Below are 20,816 nucleotides of genomic sequence, written 5' to 3'. Positions count from 1 at the left end.
CAGCTTCGTCATTTCGCATGCGCGCGCGATTCCTAAATCCAGCGCCTACGGAATGACGCGAGCCCGGTTTGTGACGACCCGGAACGACGGTCTACAGCGTGCCGGGAAACGCGCCGCCATCGAGCAGGATGTTTTGCCCTGTGATGAAGCCGGCCTTCGCTCCGCAAAGGAACGCGCAGGCGGCGCCGAATTCGTCCGGGTCGCCGAACCGTCCCGCCGGATTGAGTTTTGCGCGTTCGGCCAGCAATTGGTCCACGGTAATGCCGCGCTTCTCCGCATCCATCTTTGCAACCGGACCGCGCAGCCGGTCGGTGTCGAATGGACCAGGCAGCAAGCCGTTGATGGTGACGTTGCAGATCACGGTCTTGCGCGCGATGCCGGCGACGAAGCCGGTAAGGCCCGCGCGCGCGCCGTTGGATAAGCCGAGCACTTCGATCGGCGCCTTCACCGCGGCCGAGGTGATGTTGACGATGCGCCCGAATTTGCGCGCCATCATGCCGTCGACGGTCGCCTTGATAAGGTCGATCGGCGTCAGCATATTGGCGTCGATGGCCCTGATCCAGTCATCGCGGCTCCAGTTGCGAAAATCGCCGGGCGGCGGCCCGCCGGCGTTGTTGACCAAAATATCAGGATCGGGACAGGCTTTCAGTGCAGCTTCGCGGCCGGCGGGCGTGGTGATGTCGCCGGCAACCTCGGTTACCGTGACGCCCGGATTGGCCTTGCGGATGTCGGCCGCGGCCTGGGCCAGCGCCTCGGCGCCGCGCGCGGTCATCGTGACGTGCACACCCTCCGCGACGAGTGCTGCCGCACAGGCGCGGCCCAATCCCTTGCTGGAGGCGCACACCAGTGCGCGGCGGCCTTTGATCCCGAGATCCACTATTCACTCCCGTCGGTTCAGATGATTTTATAAGTCCGGAGCGTCCAGTGTAACCAACGTCAGCGGCCGTGATAAGTGGCTACCGCCTGAGCCTATATGTTCCGGCCCTTCTTCAACTGATCAATGTAAACGGCGACGTCCGGCGGCAGCGACTTGAATCCCGCCTGTCCGGCCAGCGACAGCAGCGGGCGGAGTTGCGATCCGGTGAGGTAAGCCGGCTGGCGATCGGGCGGCACCAGCCGATCGAAAATCAAGACCAGCGTGACCGCGACAAGGCCGACGCGGATCGCGCCGAGCGCCGCGCCCGCCACACGATCTCCGACACCCGGTTCCGAACCGACTGCGTCGTCGACAGCCATCCGCAACAGCTTTCCGAGCATGATACCGGCGACAAGAAAGATCGCAAAGAACAGCAGCGAATTCTGCACCAGCATCGCGATCGGGTTGCTGCCGATCCTGGGCGACATCAGCGACATCGCCCAGACCGCAATCGGCATCGCGATCAGATAGCCGAGAATCGTGATCGCGCTGCGCAGGAATCCTGCGTTGAAGCCGATAACACCGGCAATAATCAGTCCGGCATAGATGACGACGTCGAAACTGTTCATTGGCTGAAGAATTCCTCCGTCGGGGGCCCACCGGTGGGTAAACAAAACCCGTAGGCGATCGTAAGAATTGTCGCGATCAATCGCGTACATCCATTTCGCCGCGCCGGGTCTACTCGACATCGGTAAAGAAACCATGGTCGCGATGGCTGACCGTTGGACGGTTTAATGTACCCGCATTTCCATCTTGATCATGTCGGCGGCCTTCTCGCCGATCATGATGGTCGGCGCATTGGTGTTGCCGCCGATCAGCGTCGGCATCACCGAAGCATCGACGACGCGCAAGCCGGCGAGCCCCATCACCTTCAGATTCGGATCCACTACCGCCTCTGGATCGTTGACGCCCATTTTGCAGGTGCCGACCGGATGATAGACGGTATCGACTCGCGCGCGCAGAATGGCGCGGATATCGTCGTCACTGCGGACATTTTCGGTAAAGATGTCTTTTTTCTGCAGGGCTTTCATGGCCGGCGTCTGCATCAGCCGCCGCGTGGTCTTGTAGCCTGCTACCATCGATTCGAGATCGTCCGGATTGCCGAAAAAATTCGGATCGATCGCGGGCGCTCGTATCGGATCGGCATTGTGCAGCGAAACGCTGCCGCGGCTCTTCGGCCGCAGCAGGCAGACATGGCAGGAAAAACCGCCGCCCCAATGGCGTTTGCGGCCGTGGTCGTCGACCATCGCCATGCCGAAATGCAGCTGGATGTCCGGCACGTCAAGGTCCGGCCGGGTCTTGAGAAAGCCGCCGCATTCGGCAAAATTCGAGGTCATCGGTCCACGGCGCTCGCGCCGGTACCGGCCGATGGCGCGAAACAGCCGTGCGATGCCGCCGAACGAGAGGCCGGTGAAGTCCGGACTGTCGGACGTGTAGCCGAAGATGAAGTCGGGATGATCCTGCAGGTTCTGCCCGACACCGGGCAGATGGTGTGCCGTTGCGATGCCGTGTTTTGCGAGCGTGGCACTGTCGCCGACGCCGGACAGCATCAGCAGATGCGGCGTCTGGAACGCGCCGCAAGATAGAATGACCTCGCGGCGGGCGCGAAGCTGGCGAAGCTCGCTGCCCCGTCGGTATTCGACGCCGACCGCGCGCTTGCCTTCGAATAAAATGCGGGTGGCCTGCGCGTCGGTCTCGACGCGCAGATTGGCGCGCGTTGCCATGAACGGATGGATATAGGCGCGGGCGGCACTCCAGCGCTCGCCGTTCTTCTGGGTGACCTGATAGATGCCGAGGCCTTCCTGCTCTTCGGCGTTGAAGTCGTTGCGGACCCGGAACTGGGCCTCGCGCGCTGCCTGCAGAAAGGTCTGCTGTACCGGATTGTCGGATCGCAGCCCGTTGACCGCAAGCGGTCCGCCCTTGCCGTGATAAACGCCGTCGAAATCGGCATTGTCTTCGGAGCGCTTGAAATAGGGCAGCACGTCGTCATACGACCAGCCCGTATTGCCGAGCGAGGCCCACTGGTCGTAGTCGCTGCGGTGGCCGCGAATATAAACCATGGCATTGATGGCGGACGAACCGCCGAGGCCCCTGCCGCGGGGCTGATAGCCGATCCGGCCATTGAGGCCGGCCTGCGGCACCGTCTCGAACGCCCAGTTGTTGACCTTGCCGGCGACCATCAGCACTAGGGCGCCGGGCGTGGTGACGACCCAGTTGTCATTCCGGCCGCCGGCTTCCAGCAGCGCCACCGACGTCCGTGGATCCTCCGAAAGCCGGCCCGCGACAGCGCAGCCTCCGGAGCCTCCGCCAACCACCACAAAATCGAACGTTTCCGTCACGGCATCTCCCGAATGTTTCGTCATGCCTCCCATTCGCCGCCAAGGCTGGGCTTTTGCGCACTTCCTGGCAAGAGCAGGGCGGCGCGGGGAAGTTTGGGCCGCAAGGCGCATCTCGACGGTCATAAAATCTTGAAAAGTTGGCCCGCGGCCCTTTCCAAAGCAGGCTTGCATTGGTACATACCGCTCGCACCCAACGGCATTCGCCGGGGTAGCCTTCTCAGGAAGCCTCCGGACGGGATGATCGGCGCCCTTGGGCGTTGGCCAGCTTCGTTTCGAGTTCGATTTCTGAAGGCGCGCAATGGTTTATCGCGGGGTGGAGCAGCCCGGTAGCTCGTCAGGCTCATAACCTGAAGGTCATAGGTTCAAATCCTATCCCCGCAACCAAGATAAGAAAATGATTTCAATGATTTAACCCGCCTCTGGCGGGTTTTTTCGTGCAGCACAAGCCTTTCCCAGCCATTACCGGCTTTTACCGACGAAAGCAGTTCAATATCAGCAGGTTACCGTGTGCTCTTCCCCTCGGGTACAATTCTTTACAAATTCCTGGTGGGCCCAAAATGGGCCCAAAACTTAGCGCGACTTTGAGGCGCTCAATCCCGGGCTGCATATGACAATTGAGAACGGCACCGACGTGAAAGCGGAAGGCGGTAAGGCAAAGGCGGAACCGTTTCCGTTTGTGACGCTGGACGATTTTCATGCCGTTGATTTCCAAGCGGTGGCAGCCAAGACCGACTGCGCGGACTGTGCAGTACTCTCCCGGCTCTACGGCGAAGCGGCACATATTGCACGGGCCGCATCGCGAGAGCGCGAAGTACGCGTCTTCAGTATTTTGAACTCGGTCTGCGGTCAGCATTTCAAACCGGGTGATCCCGCTGAACCATTCGGGCCGATGTGGGTGACGGGCGGCGAACGAACGTCGATCCCGCAGGACTTCAAGGGCGAGCAAGCCGCGGTGTTCGTAATCTTGCTTCCGGAAATCGTCCATCCAGGGCTGCGCGCTCGTTTGGCCGAAATGGTCTGGCTCAACGACCGAAAGGCGCATGAAGCGGCACGGATCGCCATCGGCGCCTATTGCGAGGCCACGAACGATTTGTTGGACGGCAAGTTGAAGGACCAGTTTCCGGACCTTGGTCCCGCCTCCATGGAGCGGCTTCGTCTTGTCGAACGCGCGTTGCAGATCGCCGGCATGATCGGCAAGCGCGGCCAGCTTCCCGAGACACTCACCGGGACGGCACTTCGACTCTATGAAAACGCGAAGACAAGCCAGGAGCCGGTGCCGTTTGCGCGCATCGCCGAGCAGCTTCTGCGGTTTCGTGTCGTTGAGGCCTCCGTCATCGCAGTTGACGCGGAGATGGTCGCGAAAGGATCGCCACGGGCAGACACGAATCCCATGGCGGTAAAGCATGCATGGGACTGCGCCGCGCAAGCGCATGAGCTGGCCGGCGCGGCCGACGCGGCGCGTGTGTGCCGGCTAAAAAGCGTGGATCAGACTATCGCGATGCGGGGGCATGTTTCAGGCGCGGCCGCTGAGGCGCATTGGCTTAGGACCGCGATCGCCGAACTCAGGGGTATTCAAGGCACGCAGGCCCAGCGCGAGGAATTGCGGATCGAAATGCGCCGCCTGCAGGAGCGGTCGGTCGACGAAGTCGGATCATTTCAAATTCCTCTCGATCTGGAGGAGATGCGTGCCGGCGTGACCAAGATATTCGGCGACTTTTCGTTGCCGATGGCGCTCGGTCATTTTGCAAATCTTGCCCAGAGCCGGACGATCGAAGAACTCAAGCAAGAGGCAAAGAGCGGTATCGAAGACGGGTTTATCTCTGCGATGATGGGTGGCGTCCACTCTGATGCCGAGGGAAAAATCACCGCGGAGACCGACGGCGCACCGAGCCACGGCGAACCCAGCGAGGATTGGTATAAAACGACAATCGCGCGTAACCTGAGGCTGCATCGTCACGTCACGGTCGCTGGAAAGATCGACCCGGCGCGCGAGGCGATTACGACCAACTTCCAATTATCTGAGGTAAATTTTCGAGCGGTAGCGACCTACAGTCCCTTTATTCCCGCTACGCATCGACGGACCTTTGCGCTTGGTTTTGCTCGGTTCATGCAGGGGGATTTTCTGTCCGCCGCGCATCTTCTCATTCCGCAATTGGAGAATTCCGTCCGTTACGTGCTGCATTCATCGAGCACAGATTCATCTAAAATCCTGCCTGATATGTTGCAGGAGGATCGTCCGCTCTCCGCTTTGATCGATCAATTCCGCCCCGATCTGGAACGCATCTTCTCGGCGCCCATCATCCTTGAGATCGAACTGTTGTTCACGCACAACAGCGGTCCAGCGTTGCGGCACGACTTTGCGCACGGCAAGGTTCCCGATGGTGCATGCTTCGATATCGACGTGATCTATGCGTGCTGGTTTATTTATCGGCTTGCCTGCATCCCGCTGTTCGGAATCTGGGACAAGCAGCTTGCGGCGGCGATCGAGGCGGACAGTTTCTAGAGCTCGTAACCAGCGCATCTAACGCGTAGCCGCGCTCGCGGAAGCAAACCTCCTCGATAGATGGGCGCGGCAGAATTTATGCCCTAGCAACTATGAAGTTTCCCGGTGCCGCTAAATTGGAGCAGAAAATCCTGACCTCGTGATTTTGGATGCCCTCCTCCATCGCCACTGCACCATCTCGGCGAACTCCGAAAGAGGCAATGGGGCAAGCGGCGCGCGCTCAGTCCGCGCCAGTCAGGCGACCTAGTTGTCCTGATTGCTATATCGCATTGGACGCCAAGCCTTGCCATTGCTCACTATCGACTAGGGTTGAACGATAGATTTTCAAACTTTTGCAGCCATCAATCAGGCGAAGGTTGGCGATCACCGATTTTGAGAGCGATTTTACGATCCAAGGGCTAAGCGTAATCCTGCGAATGGCGGCAAGGTCGAACTCGAAACTGCGGTTTAGTTGAATCCGATTGTCGCTCTGGAAGATGATCCTGAACTCAGCTTCGTCCTTGAACGCCTGGCGCTTTAAGAACGGTAGGTCATCGATAGCAAAACGTGTGTTGGCCTTGAGCTCGTCGATCTTTTTGTAGGTAACGTCCCGCGAAATGATCCGCACATCACCGGATAGGGGTCTGAGCAAGAGCCTTTTGTCAAATTCGATACGAACGCCGTCTCCTCCATGTGAAAATACCCGCCAGTGATGGTAGGTCTCTTCGCAGTTGGCGAAACATAAGGCGAGAAGAGTTTTCAAATTTCTGCGCCGCTTGTATTCTGCCATAAAATAAGCGTCATTTCTATCGTCCCATGTGCCGGGGCTCAGCAGCGTGATTTCCCGGCGGCTCAGCATATGGATTGTTGCGGCGAGATTGGTGTACCGACGCAATACTTCTGGCACTGCATACCCCCAGACTTGTCATTGTTGGCGCAATGGAGTTGTTTCAATTGATGCTCAAGCGAGAGGCAAAAGGAAAGGCGCGCGGCTCTCTTTCACCTATACTTAGCGACAGGCGCAACAACGCCTTGATATTGAATCATCCGCTTAAGTTGAAGTCGTTGGTTTTGAAGTTGGAAACAGACCGGCGCGGCCTGCCTCACTAGGGTTGCCGGTGAATTTTTGCGCATTGGGAAGTGCTCGCACGTCGTCTGGCGGATCAGTATTCTCGACAATTATGACCTGTCGATCAATGCCAATATTTTTCAAGTAGTTGTAGAACTGCGCCTTGAGGTCGGTGTGGCGCATGTCATCATCTTCTCCGTCAGGCTCCTTGTATGAAAGCAGCGGGGAATCCAGCAAAGCAAAGCCAGGGTGGGGCGTCTGTTGCTCCATGCAATATTGCAGGAGCCCGATCGTAAACGCAGATTGCGTAATTGCTCGAAGGCCCTTGCCAAATGATGTTCGGTTCTTACCTCCGATGACGAGATCGCGGATTTTCTGCTCGAAGTGAACCCGGTCGGCGTTGGGGAAGTGCCAAGTTTTTAGAATTTCTTGCACAACAGTGGCGAATTTGTCGAGGCTACCCGTCGGCAAGCCGGCGTCCGGCGCGTTGCCGCCCGACTCCTCAGCCTCTTCCAGTTCGAGCTTGGTACGGCGATCTTCGAGGTCTTGAATGTTTTCGAAAAGGCCGAGGGCTTCACGCACTTCGGCGCGCTTATCCGCTAATTCGGCATAGCTCGTACGCGCGGCCCGTAGCTTTGGTGCCAAATCGTCCTGAATTTGCGTATTGACCGCAAACACGTCCGCTTCGAGCTTCGGAATGCGATTCTGCAGGCCTCGCGACTCCGTCGTGAGCTGGCGCACCGTTTGCGCCAAGTCTTGCTGCAAAGCGCCAATTTTGCCGAGTTCCGCCTCCGCCGCTATTACGACCTGGTCAGCGTTACCTTCGCAATCCTCGGAACGATGCTGGTGTGCAGGGTCAGCGCCGCACAGCGGACAGACGCCGTCCGACAGCTCCGAAAACAACGTGCCGCCTTCTCGAATGCCTTCCAATCGTTCGACGTCGGACTGGTAGTGTTTGCTCAGCAAATCGAAGCGTTCGAGGAGGACGCTGACCTCAGTGAGACGTTCGTTGGCCAGGTCCAGCCTTTGGCGCACCTCGCGACGGCGCGAGGTCGCGTCTTTGTACACGTTCTCGTGTGCTGCCAGCAGCTCCATGCGGCTGCGCAAAGTCTCTTCTAGCTTCGCATCCTGATCTTCAAGTTGCTTCGGGGGACCCGACAGCTGCCGGATCTTGGTTTGGGTCTCGGCAATCAACTGGCCCAGCAGCTCGATCTGGCCCGCCCTTGAATGCTCTTGAGGTGAGCTTCGCGCAGCGACGAGAGCGGAGTCATCAGCGCCGGTCAAGAGCAGTTTAAACGTTGCGGTATTTGGCGTGTCCGCCACAACGTTGCCGTCAGACAATGGCGAGCGCTTTTGAATAATTTCTTCTTCGTCCACGATCGCTAGGCGTGCCAAGTTTCTGAAACTAAGACTGTTCGTTTCGTTGTGCTTGTTGCGTCTCACCCGCCTGTCAAGCAGGCCAATTTTGCCCAAAAGGAAGCGGGACAGGTTATCATCCTTGCGCTCATCGTGCTGTTCGCGCAGCTCGATCACGCCGTCCTTCGGGAATGCCTCTTCGTGCAAGCCGTCGGCTTTCAGAAAACCACCGCCTGCCACGCTTCGCTGCAGAGTGAAGAACTCGCCGATGCTCACCTGCATGCCGAGGAGGACACGGTCGTAGCCTTCGCGCTCCGGAAAATCCCGCAGTGGGCCTTTGCCGCCAAGCATGTAGTCGATGGTGTCGAGAATAAATGACTTGCCGGTATCAGATGCGCCGTACAGCACATTGAAGCCGGACTTAAAATGAATGACTGCAGTCGGCTTGTTAGGGCCGAGGAAGCTCACGTGACGAATTTGCAAGCGGGCATATTCGGTCATGAGCCACCGATGCTCCGCTCGAATTCCTGAAACTCAATGATCCAATCCTCTAAATAGCGACGAATAAGCTCATTGAACTCAGCATCGGAGTAACCGCTAAAATGTTCAATGAGCCAACGGGCGCGGTCTTTGACCTTAAGGAGGTACGGGGACTGCAGCGCGTCGAGAAACGCCGCAGCATTCTCGCCCGCGATGTACATCAGGCCGGTTTCCTGCGCTTCCCGCTCAACGAGGTCGCGCGACATCATCAGTTTTAGACCTTTTTGCACGATACCTCGTCTTACCTCGGCATCAGGTGAGCGCAAAGGAGTGGGAGGATGCAGGCTTTCCGGGCCGCCCTGGATAGTTTTGGTTCGCACCAACAGATAATCAAGCGCCGTCAGACGCTGGAGATCGAACGCTATCGGGTATGCGGCGCCGAGGAGAGCCACGGCGCGGATTCCGGCTTCTAGCGGGCCATTGAACGTGACCTGTCGCCGAGGGGACTCTATCGCGTCCATTTCAGTTTTTCGTCGTTAGAGAGTTGGTGGCAGATGCCGTGTCGATCCTGTGTCTGCGCGATTGGTGCGATGGGATTTGCTATAATCAACATGTCTTGCGCCGCTTTTGTGACCGCGACGACGCGCTTGTAGCCGTCCGGATAGTCGTCGTCATCGTTGGTATCGACCACGCCGGCGTAGATTTCGTCCTGAAGCCGTTCAAACGTTCCAGGCTCGACCTTATCGCGAACAAATACCCTGAGCGCTTCGGCCTGGTAGAATGCCTCGCGTTGTCTTGAGAAATGTTCGCGCAGCGCCGGCTTGCCAAGGTCGGCGGTCGAGGCAACAGGCCTCTTGAGATGATCGCTGTATGCAAGATAAAGCTGTTCGACATATTTGGTTTCATTCGGGCTGATGTCGGCCGGTGGGCTGGACGCCCGTGGACGCTCAGGAAAACCGCCACCGAACCGGGCCGCGTGCGTGGGAGATGCCCTATGCTCGTCGATTAATGCCAGCGGTTGCTTGCCCTTGAAAATCGAAAAATCAAAAGCGTTCACGAAAATAAGAAATTTGTCCTGTAGCGGGATGTCTTGTGTGGTGGTGATCCCGGTGCGGCAGTGTTTGTCCCAGTTGGCGATCAGCTCCTGTTTGAGCTTGTCCGGGTTCATCAGCAAGTTGTTGAGCTTTGTCCCGATCCCGCGAGGGGCAACAAAGGTGTGACTACGGGGAACGGAGTAGTCACCGCTGAACGAGAACCACAGCAGCTTGCCCAATTCGACGTAAATATCGGATGGTCGCAGCGGATCGTCGTAGTGCTTGCACTGATAACCGTCCCAAACACCCTGGAAATTCTGACCGGGATCGAATACCGCAATGTCGACGCCCTTATCGCCCGCCCCAGTAAACCGCTCGACCGTTTTCCCCCTGAAGAAATAGAAGGCCCATTCGTTGCTCGCCGCTCGGTCCGCATCCAGACCCGCGTCGATCCTTACGGCAACGAGGACGTGCCCAAGACCCGGGCCGGCATCCGAACCATTCCGCTCGGGGAGGGCGTCCTTGCCGCGCTGAAAGCGTGGCGTAGCCGCACGCCGTTTGCCGAGGACAACGATCTCGTGTTTCCGAATTACTGCGGACGTTACACCGATCACCGCAACATGATGCTGCGCAGCTTCGAACCCCTCTTCCACCGGCTCGCCGCGCAATGGGAGACGAAGAGGCGCAACGAGCCGCTGGAATGGTTTTCTTGGCACGCGCTACGGCACTTCGCCATCTCGTGCTGGATCGAAGCAGGCTTACCGCCCAAGACCATCCAGACCTTTGCCGGTCACAGCAGCCTACAGGTCACCATGGACCGCTACGGCCACCTCTTCCCCTCCGACGATCACGGCCGCGCCATGGATGCGATCGCGGGCGAAATTGGCGCGCCTGCACGCCCGCCGAAGGCGCGCAGCCGCAAAGGCGCACGCGGTCCCGCGGTTTGAGCCCTAGTTCATTGCAACTCTATCACGTTCAACTCACGCATGAACCAGATCGCCGTGGCCGCGCGGCTTCACGTCTATGGTGACTTCCATATCCTGATCGACCTTGCCGAGAATCGTGATCATGCGGTCAAGCGTGAAGCGGTCGAGCTTCACGTTGCGGATGCGCGAGAGATCGGTATGTGTGACGCCAGTCGCCTTTTCCGCCGCGAGCGCGGTCCAGCCGCGATCATCCATTGCCGCGATGATCTTCGCTGCGAGGATCGCCTTAGCCTGCATCAGGTCCGCATTGGGATGGCCGAAGTCGCGGAAGACGTTTCCGCTGCCCCGCACCAGTTCGAGTTTTTCTTCCTTGCTGCTCATCGATGTTGCTCCCTCAATTGCTTTAAACGTTGCTTGACGCGCTCCACGTCTTGCTGCGGGGTTTTGATCCCGCTCTTGGACTTTTTCTGAAACGCATCGACGGCGATCACCTCGATTGCGAATTCGACTGTGTAGATCACCCGGAATGCATCGCCGCGATGCTTCAGGGCGATCTCGAACACGCCACTTCCCGCGCCCTTGAAAGGCTTGGCAATTCCCGACATGCCGCCCTCGGCGGCCACGGTGAGCGCGAGATTGATTTGATCCTGTGCGCCGGTCGGGAACGCCTCGAATTCCCTTCGCGCCGCCTTGATCCAGATGATGGGACGTGAATCACGCACAGCTGCATATTGGCAAATTTGCCAATATAATACAAGCTTATTTAACTTTTTAGAATCAATGCTTTGGTCAGTTCGATTGGCTAAATTAAGCCTTCTTAAGCGGCGTTTCGGTAGAGTTGGGCATATTTCCCTGCGTTTCGCAGGGCCAAGCTCTTGCGTTGCACGGATTCATGACGACCGAATTTCCCGATCAGGACAGCATCGCATTGGTAACACGGCATTCGTCGGGTGCGCCGTCATGAAAGCGAGCGATACCAATATAAATGAAAGCGAAGTCGCCGGAAAAATCGGCGGCTATTTCGGAGTTCTGGGCAGCGATCCAAGGATTGCGCCCTTGCTTGCCAAAGTTTTCCCCGAAGTGAAGCTCGCAGCCCGAGGCGATCCGTCCGGCTGGCAATCTGCCCTCGTTGGTGTGATGGCAAAATATGAGGGCCTCGCGAAAGAGCTTGGCCTTGGCGTTTTGCAAACCCAGCGCGATTTTGAAGCGCTTAGGACCGCCAACCGCACCGACGCAACTTTTGCCGGCGCTGCCGGTCGCCTTGGCCTGGACGGCTTGCGGCAATATGCGGCGACCCATGGCGGTAGCACCGGCAGCGAGGATCGCGACGGCAGTTCACGCAGCGGAGCAATGTCATCAACCGCTTATGCGCGCGAAACGCCGCTGACGGTGAGCGGCGCAATCGGGTTTGCGAAAGAACTCGGGATGAATCCGGCAAACGCCGCGTTCTTCGAACGTGGCTCAGCCGAAATGCGCAACGCCATTCGCGACGCCATCAAGTGCGACAGGGCAATCACCGAAGACAAAATCAAGGACATGCACGATGTCAGCATGGTCATCGGCGCGATCCGCTCAGGTAAGATCAAAGAAGATGACCCGAAGGTGCCGGATTCGGTCAGGAAGGTGATCAAGCAGATGCGCGAAGATGGCATTGATCCGGTGAAGGGTGATTCAAAGGCAGTGAAGAAATACTTGGACGAACACCCGAAAGCGTTGGAGCAGGTTCGCAAGTCGGTTGAAAAGGATAAATCCGCTTCGGTGACTCTCAATACCGATGATTTAGCTGCCGCTGCCAAGAAGGAAGCGGAGAAGGTTGCGTCCAACGCCACCAAAAAGAAGGCGCCCGCAAAGAAAATTCAGCCGGTGCCTCAGACGCTCTGAAATATCTTAAGCAGCGTTGAGCGAGTTCGTCCCGAGGCTGGATGTTTTAATGACGGTTATCTTCAACCTAAACTCGCCGAAAGCATCCTCATCGGCAGTTCCAGGCACCACGTCAAATTTGATGGACAGGTCGCACTTTTCTGAGAACCGGCCTAGACTTCTTGCCAACGGCGCACTCATTCTACCGTTGTACTTTTTTAGCGTCGCCAAGGTGACGGCACGCGCATCCCGACACTGACTGTCGCTCAGGACTTGCACTTGCTGCCCTTTGGCAGCGACGGCGGCAAATGCCGTCATGCCAACCAGCCCCAAAGTAATCGCGTGAAATAGAATAGCCCGGTTGGTCACGGCGCATCTCGCATGGCAGCACCAACCGGCCTAAGTGCTTCTATTTACATTACTTTCATCGCAACACTCTTCTTCATAACGTTGCGCTCCCTCTTTCTTCGATGTAAAAGAGGGATTAGCTACGCTTCGATTGTTTAATGACAACCCGACACCGCGACCAACCATTTGAATTTAATCGAAAACCGGCCCGCAACATTCTGAAGAATATTGTTGCACGGCACGGCTGGAGCAGCGGCGAGGCCGGACTCTACAGCCCAGGCGGCAATCGTAAGTACATCAACCACGAAGAACGCCAACGCGTGTTGGGAGCAGCGGAAACGTTGGAGCCGGAGCGCTGCCTGTTCACGCTTTTGCTCGCGTGGACCGGCGCACGAATCAGCGAAGTCCTCGCTCTTACCGCCGCGTCATTCCAACTCGACAACGGCATCGTTACTATCGTGACGTTGAAGCGGCGCAAGTTCTGCGTTCGCGAAGTACCGATCCCGCCGAGGCTCATAGCTCGCCTTGACCGTTGCTTTGGGCTCCGTCGCCTGCAGCGCTGCGAGCATTCGGCGCTGCAGCGCCTCTGGCCCTGGCATCGCGCCACCGCGTGGCGATTGATCAAACACGTGATGCTGCTGGCTCAGGTGACAGGACGACAAGCCTGCCCACGCGGCTTGCGTCACGCTTTCGGCGTCGGCGCGCTGCAAGGTGGCGTGCCGCCGCACCTCATCCAGCGTTGGATGGGCCATGCGCAGCTGAGCACCACGGTGATCTACATGAATGTTTGCGGACCTGACGAACTAGCGCTCGCCCGGCGATTATGGAAAGGCGCGCTCATACCGAACGCGATCAAGCAACTTTGTCAATCCGTGCTGCGAACGGTTCAAGGGATTCAGAAGGTGGTTGTGGTAATGGCCGCAGGTGTCTTCATGCGGTCCAGTCGGAATTGGTAGACGTTAACTGCAGACACCCCATCGCGGTCAGCAAAGCCCGGCCGCGGCTTACGGGCAGGCTGCTCGCGTCAGCGCACTACAAGGTGACGCGCGCTAATACAACGCATATGGTTTCTGTCGAAAGCCGTTGCTAGTCTGTAGAAAGCGCCGCTCACCGACAGCCATATAAAGCCCATGCATCGCCCGCGCTTTACCGACCCCCTTGGTTCAATGCTGCCTGCTCTTGAGCAGAATTTCCTAAAGCATCGGGCGATGGAGATGATCCTTGTCATGTTCTATGCCGAGGAGTTGAAGCGCGAGATACTCGATCGGATCCAAGCCACCGACCGGTGGAGTGCTCGACTCGCCGGCAAACCGGAACGGGTTCCACGTGGTGTCAAGAATCCCGTAGACAAAGCCTTAGATGCGCTTGTTGCAGATGGCGCTATCAAGCTTAATGAGAAGAAGGAAATTGTTGACCTTATCGACTACCGCAACATGATTGCGCACCGGTTGCACAACATGCTGGGCGATCTTAGTCCGACGCGGTATGCACGCGACCTCGCCATGTTCGGCTCGAACGTTCCAAAGTATAACTATAACGCTGTCAAGCGTCTCCAGTACTATCACAAGCGCTTCGACGAAATGTACAGGACGCACAGCTACGTAACCACGCTCAGCATGAACACGTTGTTGTTCCGCGCGGCAGAGAAAACCTTTCTTGCGGAAATCAAGCGGCTCAAGCGTAAGATTGTGCGGCAGCTGAGGGAGCGGAACGCCTCCATCAAGAAGATCAACTCGGAAATGTCGCTGAAGGGAACCGGCCTCGAAGGCAAATATGATCCTTCCTATCCCGACAACCACTATGAAGGCAAACGCCTCACCAAGCGTGGCGTAGAAATCTGCTATCGACTTTTCGACCTTGGAAAGTCAGAGATGGCCTCCGCCCACCTGCTGCGGCTTTCCCTCCTCGCCGTCAAGAAGCGCAAGAAGATGTGGATAAAGCTTGGCGGAAAAGCGCGCAAGAAAGCCGACATCGACGCGCTGCCGGGGCGCTATCGCCCGCGTCGTCAGCCTCGATAACGCGCGACATCCCTCGGGAATCATATAATCTCCGACTATGGCGACAGAGCACCAATTTAAACCACTAGTCTCCGAACAGCTGTTAGTGCCCGCTGAGGACCTGCCGTCCGACGGTGACCGCTTATGGCGTGGTCATCGCATGATCTGGAAGCGTCCGGCAAGTTGGGTTCCCCAACTCTCTGCTTGGCTGGCTCCGCGCTTTCGCCGCGATGGCATGCGGAGACTAAAGCCCGGCCTATTCCGTGATTTGTGTTGGGACGATCTCGATTGGTCGCGCACCCTCGAAAAATGCCTCACCGCTGATATTGATTACCACACCGAGGAGTTGGCCGAGGCAATCGAGCCTGCTATCCTTCGCACCTATCACGGTTGTCGCACCGCAGACGCGGGAATCTATCACCGTGAGGGATTGCACACACATGACCGTCCCGCGATGATTAAGCGGCTGCAGGCCATCGTTGAAGCACACCCTGAACTTCAAGCTGAGAAGGACCGTTTACCGGAGGCAATCGCCGCCGTGGACAATAAGCTCGATCAGGGCCGCGTCTTCGTTGTCGCTGACGACCAGGCATTGATAACGGAAGCAGCTCATTATCTTATTTATGGCAGCGAATGGATTTCGTCCGTTCTTGCTTTTCATCGGCACGTCTTGAAGAAAATTGGCGCGCCGACCTTGCTTGAGATAGATATGCCGCTGATAATGAGTAGCTTTGCGGCCCGCCGCGAGTTTGCCACCCAAATGCTGCGTGAATGGACGCGCCTTACCTGCAATCAACCTGACTGGTCCGCACCGATCAATTTCACTTTTACACTACGAGTGAACATTCCGCCGGAATGCGTCATCCGGCATTCCCATCCAAGGGAACTCGTCGATCCTTTGGCGCATTTTAGCACGTACCGAGTGCTAAAGGCTGAATGCGCGAATTGTCGCTCGTAGGCTGATTTTAGCTTTCCAAATCATCCGCGCCGGAAACGCTGAAGTACGTTTCGATCTCGCGGAGCAACGTACTCCTCCGCCCAACGAGTCCACGCACGGGGAATGGGTTTAACCGCCCGTTGATTGTGGACAAAAATAAGATCGTGCTTTTGCCCGAGGAAGCTTCCAATCGAACGTCGTGACCAAATTAGGCCGGCGATGTTCTCGAAATAATCATGTTGAAATGCAGTTCGCGGAATCGGATCGGCATTTCCACGCTCGATGTGCCCGGCATATGCAAAGCTGCGCCGTGCATTCCGGACATCGTTATTGGTTATGATAAATTGCTCTTGGCCAAACGGATATACGGCGGAAACAGCGTACGGTAGACCGAACGGTAGGGCTTGCAGTGCGAAGTGAGCGGCCGATATGGCAACGATACAGGAGTCGTTATCCTGAATAATTTCATCCTGCCGGTATTTCTCGAATGCGCATAGTTTGGTGTAAAGACTGCTAGTTATCCTCAACTCGACTTGACGCCGCGGAGCATCGAGTACGGCGTTCGCAGCTATCAGATCAGGCACCTGGTCGATGTTCTCAGCGTCGCCGGCGCTGGGGGCGATTGCCTCGATCCAAATTTTTCGGTTCCCCTTGCAAACGCAGATATCAGGCCCTTTATCGCCATTCTTGCACCGTGGCCGTTCATCCCTTGTCAGCAGTTTCTTTTTGCGCCGCAGAAGTTGAACGGTGAGGTACATCTCCCAAAATCGGTTATCTGGTTGCTTGGAAAATTCGGCTACGAAGTTCGCATCGGCGTAGGATTCGTAAACGGCCCACAGGTCTTCTAGACCGGCCTTGATCTCAGCCTCGATTGGATACTCGGCTTTGCGAATATTTCTATAACCGAGGGCCGCCTCGGGATCATCGATATCAAAGAGGGCCATGTCGAATTTTCGGCTGGTCGGAATCTGTTTCTATTTTAGGAAGCTTGATGACGATACCTACGCACGTTCAAGATCGTGAGACGGGACTTTGATTGCATCGAGCAGGGCCGTTTACTGTGTTCCCTTCTCACAATCGATCTAATCCGGCAAACAAGTTCAGCCGCACCCGCGTTTCCATCCGGTTCCAAGCAAACTGCATCGGTACCGGATTTCTGAATACGAGGTGGCTTTCCGGAACGATAACTTGGGGCAGCTTCATGTAGGCGGCGAGTTCGGTCAGATGATTTGAAATTAGGGCCACACGGTTGAGATGTTTCAAGAGAAGGTCGGGCTTGCCGTCACGACCGACTTCCCCTCGAAAGTCCGACAACTGCTCCGCGATCTCGCCGAAGGATTTGCGGTATTGAACGTCCTTACACTCAATGATGAGGACGCGTCCCTTTTCCTCGTTCCACGCCAACACATCGACGTCGCCGTAATCGCGGTCAAATCCCTTTCGCAGCAGCTTCGTGATCTTGACCTCGGTATCGGTTCGCCAGCCCAATCTTGTCAAGCGGTCGGCGACTTCTCTTGTGAACTTCTTGCCGTGTTCGTCAGCCGTCTTGCCCGTCCAAGCACGCATCAGCGGTTTCAACTGGCGTGGTGGAAAGTCGCCTCGGTAAAAATTGCGAAGCATGTAACCGAAGGCGTCGCGAACGAAACCGGGTGCAACGAGCATTATGGGATCGCCGGTCTCGTCGAGTTGAACGATGGGCTTGCGCAACGCCGTCAAGCGCCGTCGAAAGCGCCAAGGGTTTATGTCGCGCTCTTCAAAGCCTTCCGGTATGTCCCGCCAGTGCGCGCGCGGAATCAGACTCCAGGCCCCGACAAGCTTATCCGCTCCGGCTACCGGCCTGTCTTCATATCTCGCCGCAATGAGATCGCTTCTTGGAATCGCAAAGACCGCTTCGCCCCGTTCGCGACCCAACCGTTCAATGGCATCGATAAACTGGCGCGTGTCATCAAAGGTCACGTCGAACTGCTCGTTCCAGGCGGCGCGGAACGGTTCTTCTAGCTCTCCCTGCGATGACTTTGGCGCCGCGCCAGGGTGTTCAAGATTCTTGCCGTACCCCCTGACGGCTTCATCGACACGGAGGTCGCTGCCCGCCCGCCCGAACGGTATCAAGACGTTATCGATAAAGTCGTAGTTCACGAAAACATCCCCGAGGGACGATATCCTTACCCGCGGCTCCATCACGTCCCAACGGATTGCGTCCGACCAGCCTCCAACATGCTGAATGAATGCAACCCTGGCCATCAGGCGCGAAAAATCGAGTTCACCTGGCGACTCGCCTCCCACAAGCGGGCACTCGCATAGTGCAAATTCAATGAGAATCCGCGAGGCTTGAAATGCCCCTGCCAAACGAGACTCGTGCCGTGCCATCGTGTCACGAGCGGCGTCCTTGTCCTGACGAAGTGCCAGAACGGCAGACGCCGTGCGACTCCACGAATCGCGCTCAAGTGCGGCGCTCTCGTGGTTCTTGAGCGCCAGCATGATCGTGGCCCGGCGATCGTATCGGTGAAGCTCTGCACACAACGCGTCTTCGACATGTCGGACGAGCGCGTTGATAAACGAGATGCATGCTTCTTTTCCGATGATTTCATTGCCCTCGCTGCGCGATCGAACGCGCCAGCCCAGACCAAAACGAAAGGCGGCATCGTCCTCCCTATCGATCGTCAGGGGCGACGCCGGAAGGGACTCGCGAACCCCATCGCGAAACTGGTGCATCACAAAGGCGTGCATCTCCCGCGCCGCCGTGTCCGGGATGATCCGCGCGACAAGCGCATCGCGCTCGTTTTCGTTGATGACGTTCTTTGCCAGCGCCGCAAAACCTTCGACGGTCCGTGTGATGAGAGCGCGCTCCGCAATATTTTCCTGATGAAATACCGCATCCTCATACCGTTGGCTCGTGTTGACTGTGACGGTTCGATAGTCTGCATCGCAAGCCACCTTAACTTCGGCTAAGGCCTCTCCAAACGTTGCCACCTTAGGCGCGTGGTCAAATTCTTCCGTGGCGCTTTCAAAATGGCCGCGCCAGAGCAGCGCGCCTTCAGGAAGGTTGGGGAACGCAGCATCAAGTACGGGCGCAGCCCTTGCCAGCCAGACCATCAGCATTTTCATCCGCCGGAAGCCAAGGTCTCCGGACGTTGTTTCGGGAACCTCGATTTCTCCCCACCACGTGCGGTGCGCCGTCGGGTACGCTGCTTGCGGCCACCGGCCGACAGGTTCTTCCGTGCCGTAGACGGGTCGAGACCTGTCCTCCTTGAATAGACTGTCGCCGTCTTTTTGAACACGCCGCCAGATACCCCTCACGTCCTTTTCCACGTGAGGGTCCCACTGCGTTGCGACCTCGTGGCGGAGGGAGCGCAAGGCATTCTGTTCGATCACCAGCCGGGTGCCGATGCTCCCATCGGCGAAGTCTTCGGGTAAGATCTCATGCGGCACCATGTGGCCATCAAGCTTGCGAGCCCAAGCCACGAGATTGAGAAGCCCATTGGCATTGCCGACTTCAACACCGCTGGCTTCGACGCTGTCGCGCGCGTCCAGCAACCGCCAAAGTGACAATGGCTTGAACCGATGCAAAAAGCTTAGCGTGCAAAGGTCGGCAGCTCCGATATGCTCCACGCGCCAACTGGGGCGCTCCCTGTTGTCCAGGAAATGGGCCGAAGCACGACCGATGCCGCAACCCACAACAAGCGTAATGCCGTCGCGAAATTCCGGGTCTTGGCGCGCTTGGGCTGCAAAATGATCGATGCTCTCTTCAATGCTCGGCGCGAGCGCGTCCAAACCCGGCTGAAGACCGGCAATGCCGGTGTTCTCGAAGTCATCCAACTGATCCAAAATGAACACGAAGCTCAGATATCGCCCGACATCGATCTTCGTCATGATTGCTGACGCTCGGCCGCTCCTGGTCCGCTCGAATCCGACCGGCATTCCAAGGCTTCCGCCGAGTAACGGGGTTTTGGCAAAGAGAGCGCTGTATTCGCGCCCGATTCCGGCGGCAAGTGCGTCGCGCATGCCGCCCGTAATCATGCGCTCCACGACCAGACGCCGAATGGCGGCCGTGACCGCCGTCGGCAAAACGAAATAGAGCGACCCGTGATCGCCAATAAGTGGATAACGTTCCAGGCTGGAATGGCCAAGGTCCTCTGCCACAAGTTTCACCCGATCACGGGGATCGAATGCGAAGGGCGCGAGAGCTTCAAAGGAAATGCCGCGTGCCTCGATTTCCTGGCGGGAGAAACACAAACGGCGTTTGAACGCATGTATCGAGTTCGCATGCTTCGCATCTAACGATCGCTGTCGCTGATCGTTGCCAAGCTGGTACCGGGTTAGGCCGGCGCGTTCGCACAGAAAATCGGATAAAGCGAGAAGAGCGTAAACGCTTTCCCGCAACTCATCATATCCGCCGCCCGGAGGCATACCTTCCGCAGTGTTTACGATCCGCTGGGTATAGAACCCCGCGCCTTCCCATACTCCTTCAAGAACACGAAAATTGCCGCGCGGCGTGGCGACGTTCGAAACAAAAACATCTTCAGCTGGGTCTTCCATATTGCCCAGCCACCCTTTGCCGAACTCGGCGAACCAGCGCGTGACATCGCTGGCCTTGGGTTTCCTTGTCCCGCTGCAGTAGGTTAGGGCGATATGGACCAGTCCTTCCAAGCGAATGCAGTTGGACTGTAATTCCGGAACGGTCAACAATCCGCCGAAAACCGCCGCCGCCTCAACAGGGTCGAAGCCACGCAACGCCTTTAGCTGCTTTTCGAACCCGGACACGATCTGTGCGAGTGGCACATTGCCCGACATCGCGAGCTGCGACATCGCCCGTAGCGCATCGAGGTTGGGCGGAAACTGATTCAAGAGGATACTTCCAAAATGGATGCATGAGGTGCGCTAGAATTAGGGCGCCTTTGCGTTTTTGCCAGTTTGGCAGGCGCAAAATTCACAGCCAGTGCCGAACTGGCGTTTTAGCCTTCCACGCGCCGCAGTTTGCTATCGGCTCCAATCTCAAGCGGCATCCGCCACACCCTGGTGAACCTCCCCCGAATGAGTGGACACCTGTAGTAGGCTCGAAGAGCCAGGAGGTG

General features: G+C 57.4%; 18 protein-coding genes and 1 tRNA gene. 7 read left to right on the top strand and 12 right to left on the bottom strand.

Going from position 1 to position 20,816, the window contains the following annotated elements:
* Positions 1 to 91: 91 nt before the first annotated feature.
* The 3 genes from ACFE72_RS21075 to ACFE72_RS21065 form a co-directional block, all read right to left on the bottom strand.
* On the bottom strand, positions 92 to 877 hold the full coding sequence (locus ACFE72_RS21075; RefSeq protein WP_375415068.1) for an SDR family oxidoreductase: 786 nt from the start codon (positions 875 to 877) through the stop codon (positions 92 to 94).
* 92 nt (positions 878 to 969) lie between these two features.
* Positions 970 to 1,485: a CvpA family protein gene (locus ACFE72_RS21070; RefSeq protein ID WP_375415067.1), complete on the bottom strand. Its 516-nt coding sequence runs from the start codon at positions 1,483 to 1,485 to the stop codon at positions 970 to 972.
* Positions 1,486 to 1,647: 162 nt separating this feature from the next.
* Positions 1,648 to 3,255, bottom strand: coding sequence for a GMC family oxidoreductase (locus ACFE72_RS21065; protein ID WP_375415066.1), 1,608 nt, complete (start codon positions 3,253 to 3,255; stop codon positions 1,648 to 1,650).
* A 307-nt stretch (positions 3,256 to 3,562) separates the two neighbouring features.
* Here ACFE72_RS21065 and ACFE72_RS21060 point away from each other — a divergent pair.
* Positions 3,563 to 3,639, top strand: a tRNA-Met gene (locus ACFE72_RS21060).
* Between the two features lie 223 nt (positions 3,640 to 3,862).
* Entirely contained in the window at positions 3,863 to 5,758 is a 1,896-nt protein-coding gene (locus tag ACFE72_RS21055; RefSeq protein ID WP_375415065.1) for a hypothetical protein, read from the top strand.
* A gap of 259 nt (positions 5,759 to 6,017) precedes the next feature.
* Here the strand turns inward: ACFE72_RS21055 and ACFE72_RS21050 are convergent, their stop codons facing one another.
* From ACFE72_RS21050 to ACFE72_RS21035, 4 genes are all read right to left on the bottom strand, one after another.
* Positions 6,018 to 6,644: a DUF2971 domain-containing protein gene (locus ACFE72_RS21050; RefSeq protein ID WP_375415064.1), complete on the bottom strand. Its 627-nt coding sequence runs from the start codon at positions 6,642 to 6,644 to the stop codon at positions 6,018 to 6,020.
* 144 nt (positions 6,645 to 6,788) lie between these two features.
* Entirely contained in the window at positions 6,789 to 8,663 is a 1,875-nt protein-coding gene (locus tag ACFE72_RS21045; protein WP_375415063.1) for an AAA family ATPase, read from the bottom strand.
* A complete protein-coding gene (locus tag ACFE72_RS21040) occupies positions 8,660 to 9,163 on the bottom strand; it encodes an ABC-three component system middle component 2 (protein WP_375415062.1) in 504 nt (167 codons plus the stop codon). Before ACFE72_RS21040 ends, ACFE72_RS21045 begins: the two co-directional genes overlap by 4 nt.
* Entirely contained in the window at positions 9,151 to 9,915 is a 765-nt protein-coding gene (locus ACFE72_RS21035; RefSeq protein WP_375415061.1) for an ABC-three component system protein, read from the bottom strand. The genes ACFE72_RS21040 and ACFE72_RS21035 overlap by 13 nt, the downstream gene beginning before the upstream one ends.
* A 39-nt stretch (positions 9,916 to 9,954) precedes the next feature.
* Between ACFE72_RS21035 and ACFE72_RS21030 the strand changes: the two genes are divergently transcribed.
* On the top strand, positions 9,955 to 10,623 hold the full coding sequence (locus ACFE72_RS21030; RefSeq protein ID WP_375415060.1) for a tyrosine-type recombinase/integrase: 669 nt from the start codon (positions 9,955 to 9,957) through the stop codon (positions 10,621 to 10,623).
* Positions 10,624 to 10,656: 33 nt separating this feature from the next.
* Here the strand turns inward: ACFE72_RS21030 and ACFE72_RS21025 are convergent, their stop codons facing one another.
* On the bottom strand, positions 10,657 to 10,983 hold the full coding sequence (locus tag ACFE72_RS21025; protein WP_375415059.1) for a helix-turn-helix domain-containing protein: 327 nt from the start codon (positions 10,981 to 10,983) through the stop codon (positions 10,657 to 10,659).
* Positions 10,980 to 11,324 carry a type II toxin-antitoxin system RelE/ParE family toxin gene (locus tag ACFE72_RS21020; protein ID WP_375415058.1) on the bottom strand — a complete coding sequence of 115 codons (345 nt, stop codon included), beginning with the start codon at positions 11,322 to 11,324 and terminating at the stop codon, positions 10,980 to 10,982. Before ACFE72_RS21020 ends, ACFE72_RS21025 begins: the two co-directional genes overlap by 4 nt.
* A gap of 238 nt (positions 11,325 to 11,562) precedes the next feature.
* Between ACFE72_RS21020 and ACFE72_RS21015 the strand changes: the two genes are divergently transcribed.
* The gene (locus tag ACFE72_RS21015; RefSeq protein WP_375415057.1) at positions 11,563 to 12,483 is read left to right on the top strand and encodes a hypothetical protein; all 921 of its coding nucleotides are present in this window, start codon (positions 11,563 to 11,565) and stop codon (positions 12,481 to 12,483) included.
* A gap of 6 nt (positions 12,484 to 12,489) precedes the next feature.
* On the opposite strand, the gene ACFE72_RS21010 is transcribed toward ACFE72_RS21015, so the two are convergent.
* Positions 12,490 to 12,831 (bottom strand): hypothetical protein, encoded by a 342-nt coding sequence (locus ACFE72_RS21010; RefSeq protein ID WP_375415056.1) that lies wholly within the window; start codon positions 12,829 to 12,831, stop codon positions 12,490 to 12,492.
* A gap of 137 nt (positions 12,832 to 12,968) precedes the next feature.
* Between ACFE72_RS21010 and ACFE72_RS21005 the strand changes: the two genes are divergently transcribed.
* From ACFE72_RS21005 to ACFE72_RS20995, 3 genes are all read left to right on the top strand, one after another.
* Complete coding sequence (locus ACFE72_RS21005) at positions 12,969 to 13,766, top strand: tyrosine-type recombinase/integrase (RefSeq protein ID WP_375415055.1); 798 nt, start codon at positions 12,969 to 12,971, stop codon at positions 13,764 to 13,766.
* A 174-nt stretch (positions 13,767 to 13,940) separates the two neighbouring features.
* Positions 13,941 to 14,828, top strand: coding sequence for a hypothetical protein (locus ACFE72_RS21000; RefSeq protein WP_375415054.1), 888 nt, complete (start codon positions 13,941 to 13,943; stop codon positions 14,826 to 14,828).
* A 37-nt stretch (positions 14,829 to 14,865) separates the two neighbouring features.
* Positions 14,866 to 15,765 carry a hypothetical protein gene (locus ACFE72_RS20995; protein WP_375415053.1) on the top strand — a complete coding sequence of 300 codons (900 nt, stop codon included), beginning with the start codon at positions 14,866 to 14,868 and terminating at the stop codon, positions 15,763 to 15,765.
* Positions 15,766 to 15,785: 20 nt separating this feature from the next.
* Here ACFE72_RS20995 and ACFE72_RS20990 read toward each other — a convergent pair whose 3' ends face one another.
* Positions 15,786 to 16,688, bottom strand: coding sequence for a hypothetical protein (locus ACFE72_RS20990; protein ID WP_375415052.1), 903 nt, complete (start codon positions 16,686 to 16,688; stop codon positions 15,786 to 15,788).
* Between the two features lie 127 nt (positions 16,689 to 16,815).
* Positions 16,816 to 20,589: a hypothetical protein gene (locus ACFE72_RS20985; RefSeq protein WP_375415051.1), complete on the bottom strand. Its 3,774-nt coding sequence runs from the start codon at positions 20,587 to 20,589 to the stop codon at positions 16,816 to 16,818.
* Positions 20,590 to 20,816: the final 227 nt, after the last annotated feature.

Origin of the sequence: uncultured Bradyrhizobium sp. (genome assembly GCF_964252615.1) — a bacterium.
Lineage (GTDB): Bacteria > Pseudomonadota > Alphaproteobacteria > Rhizobiales > Xanthobacteraceae > Bradyrhizobium.
This window is presented reverse-complemented; position numbering and strand designations above follow the sequence as displayed.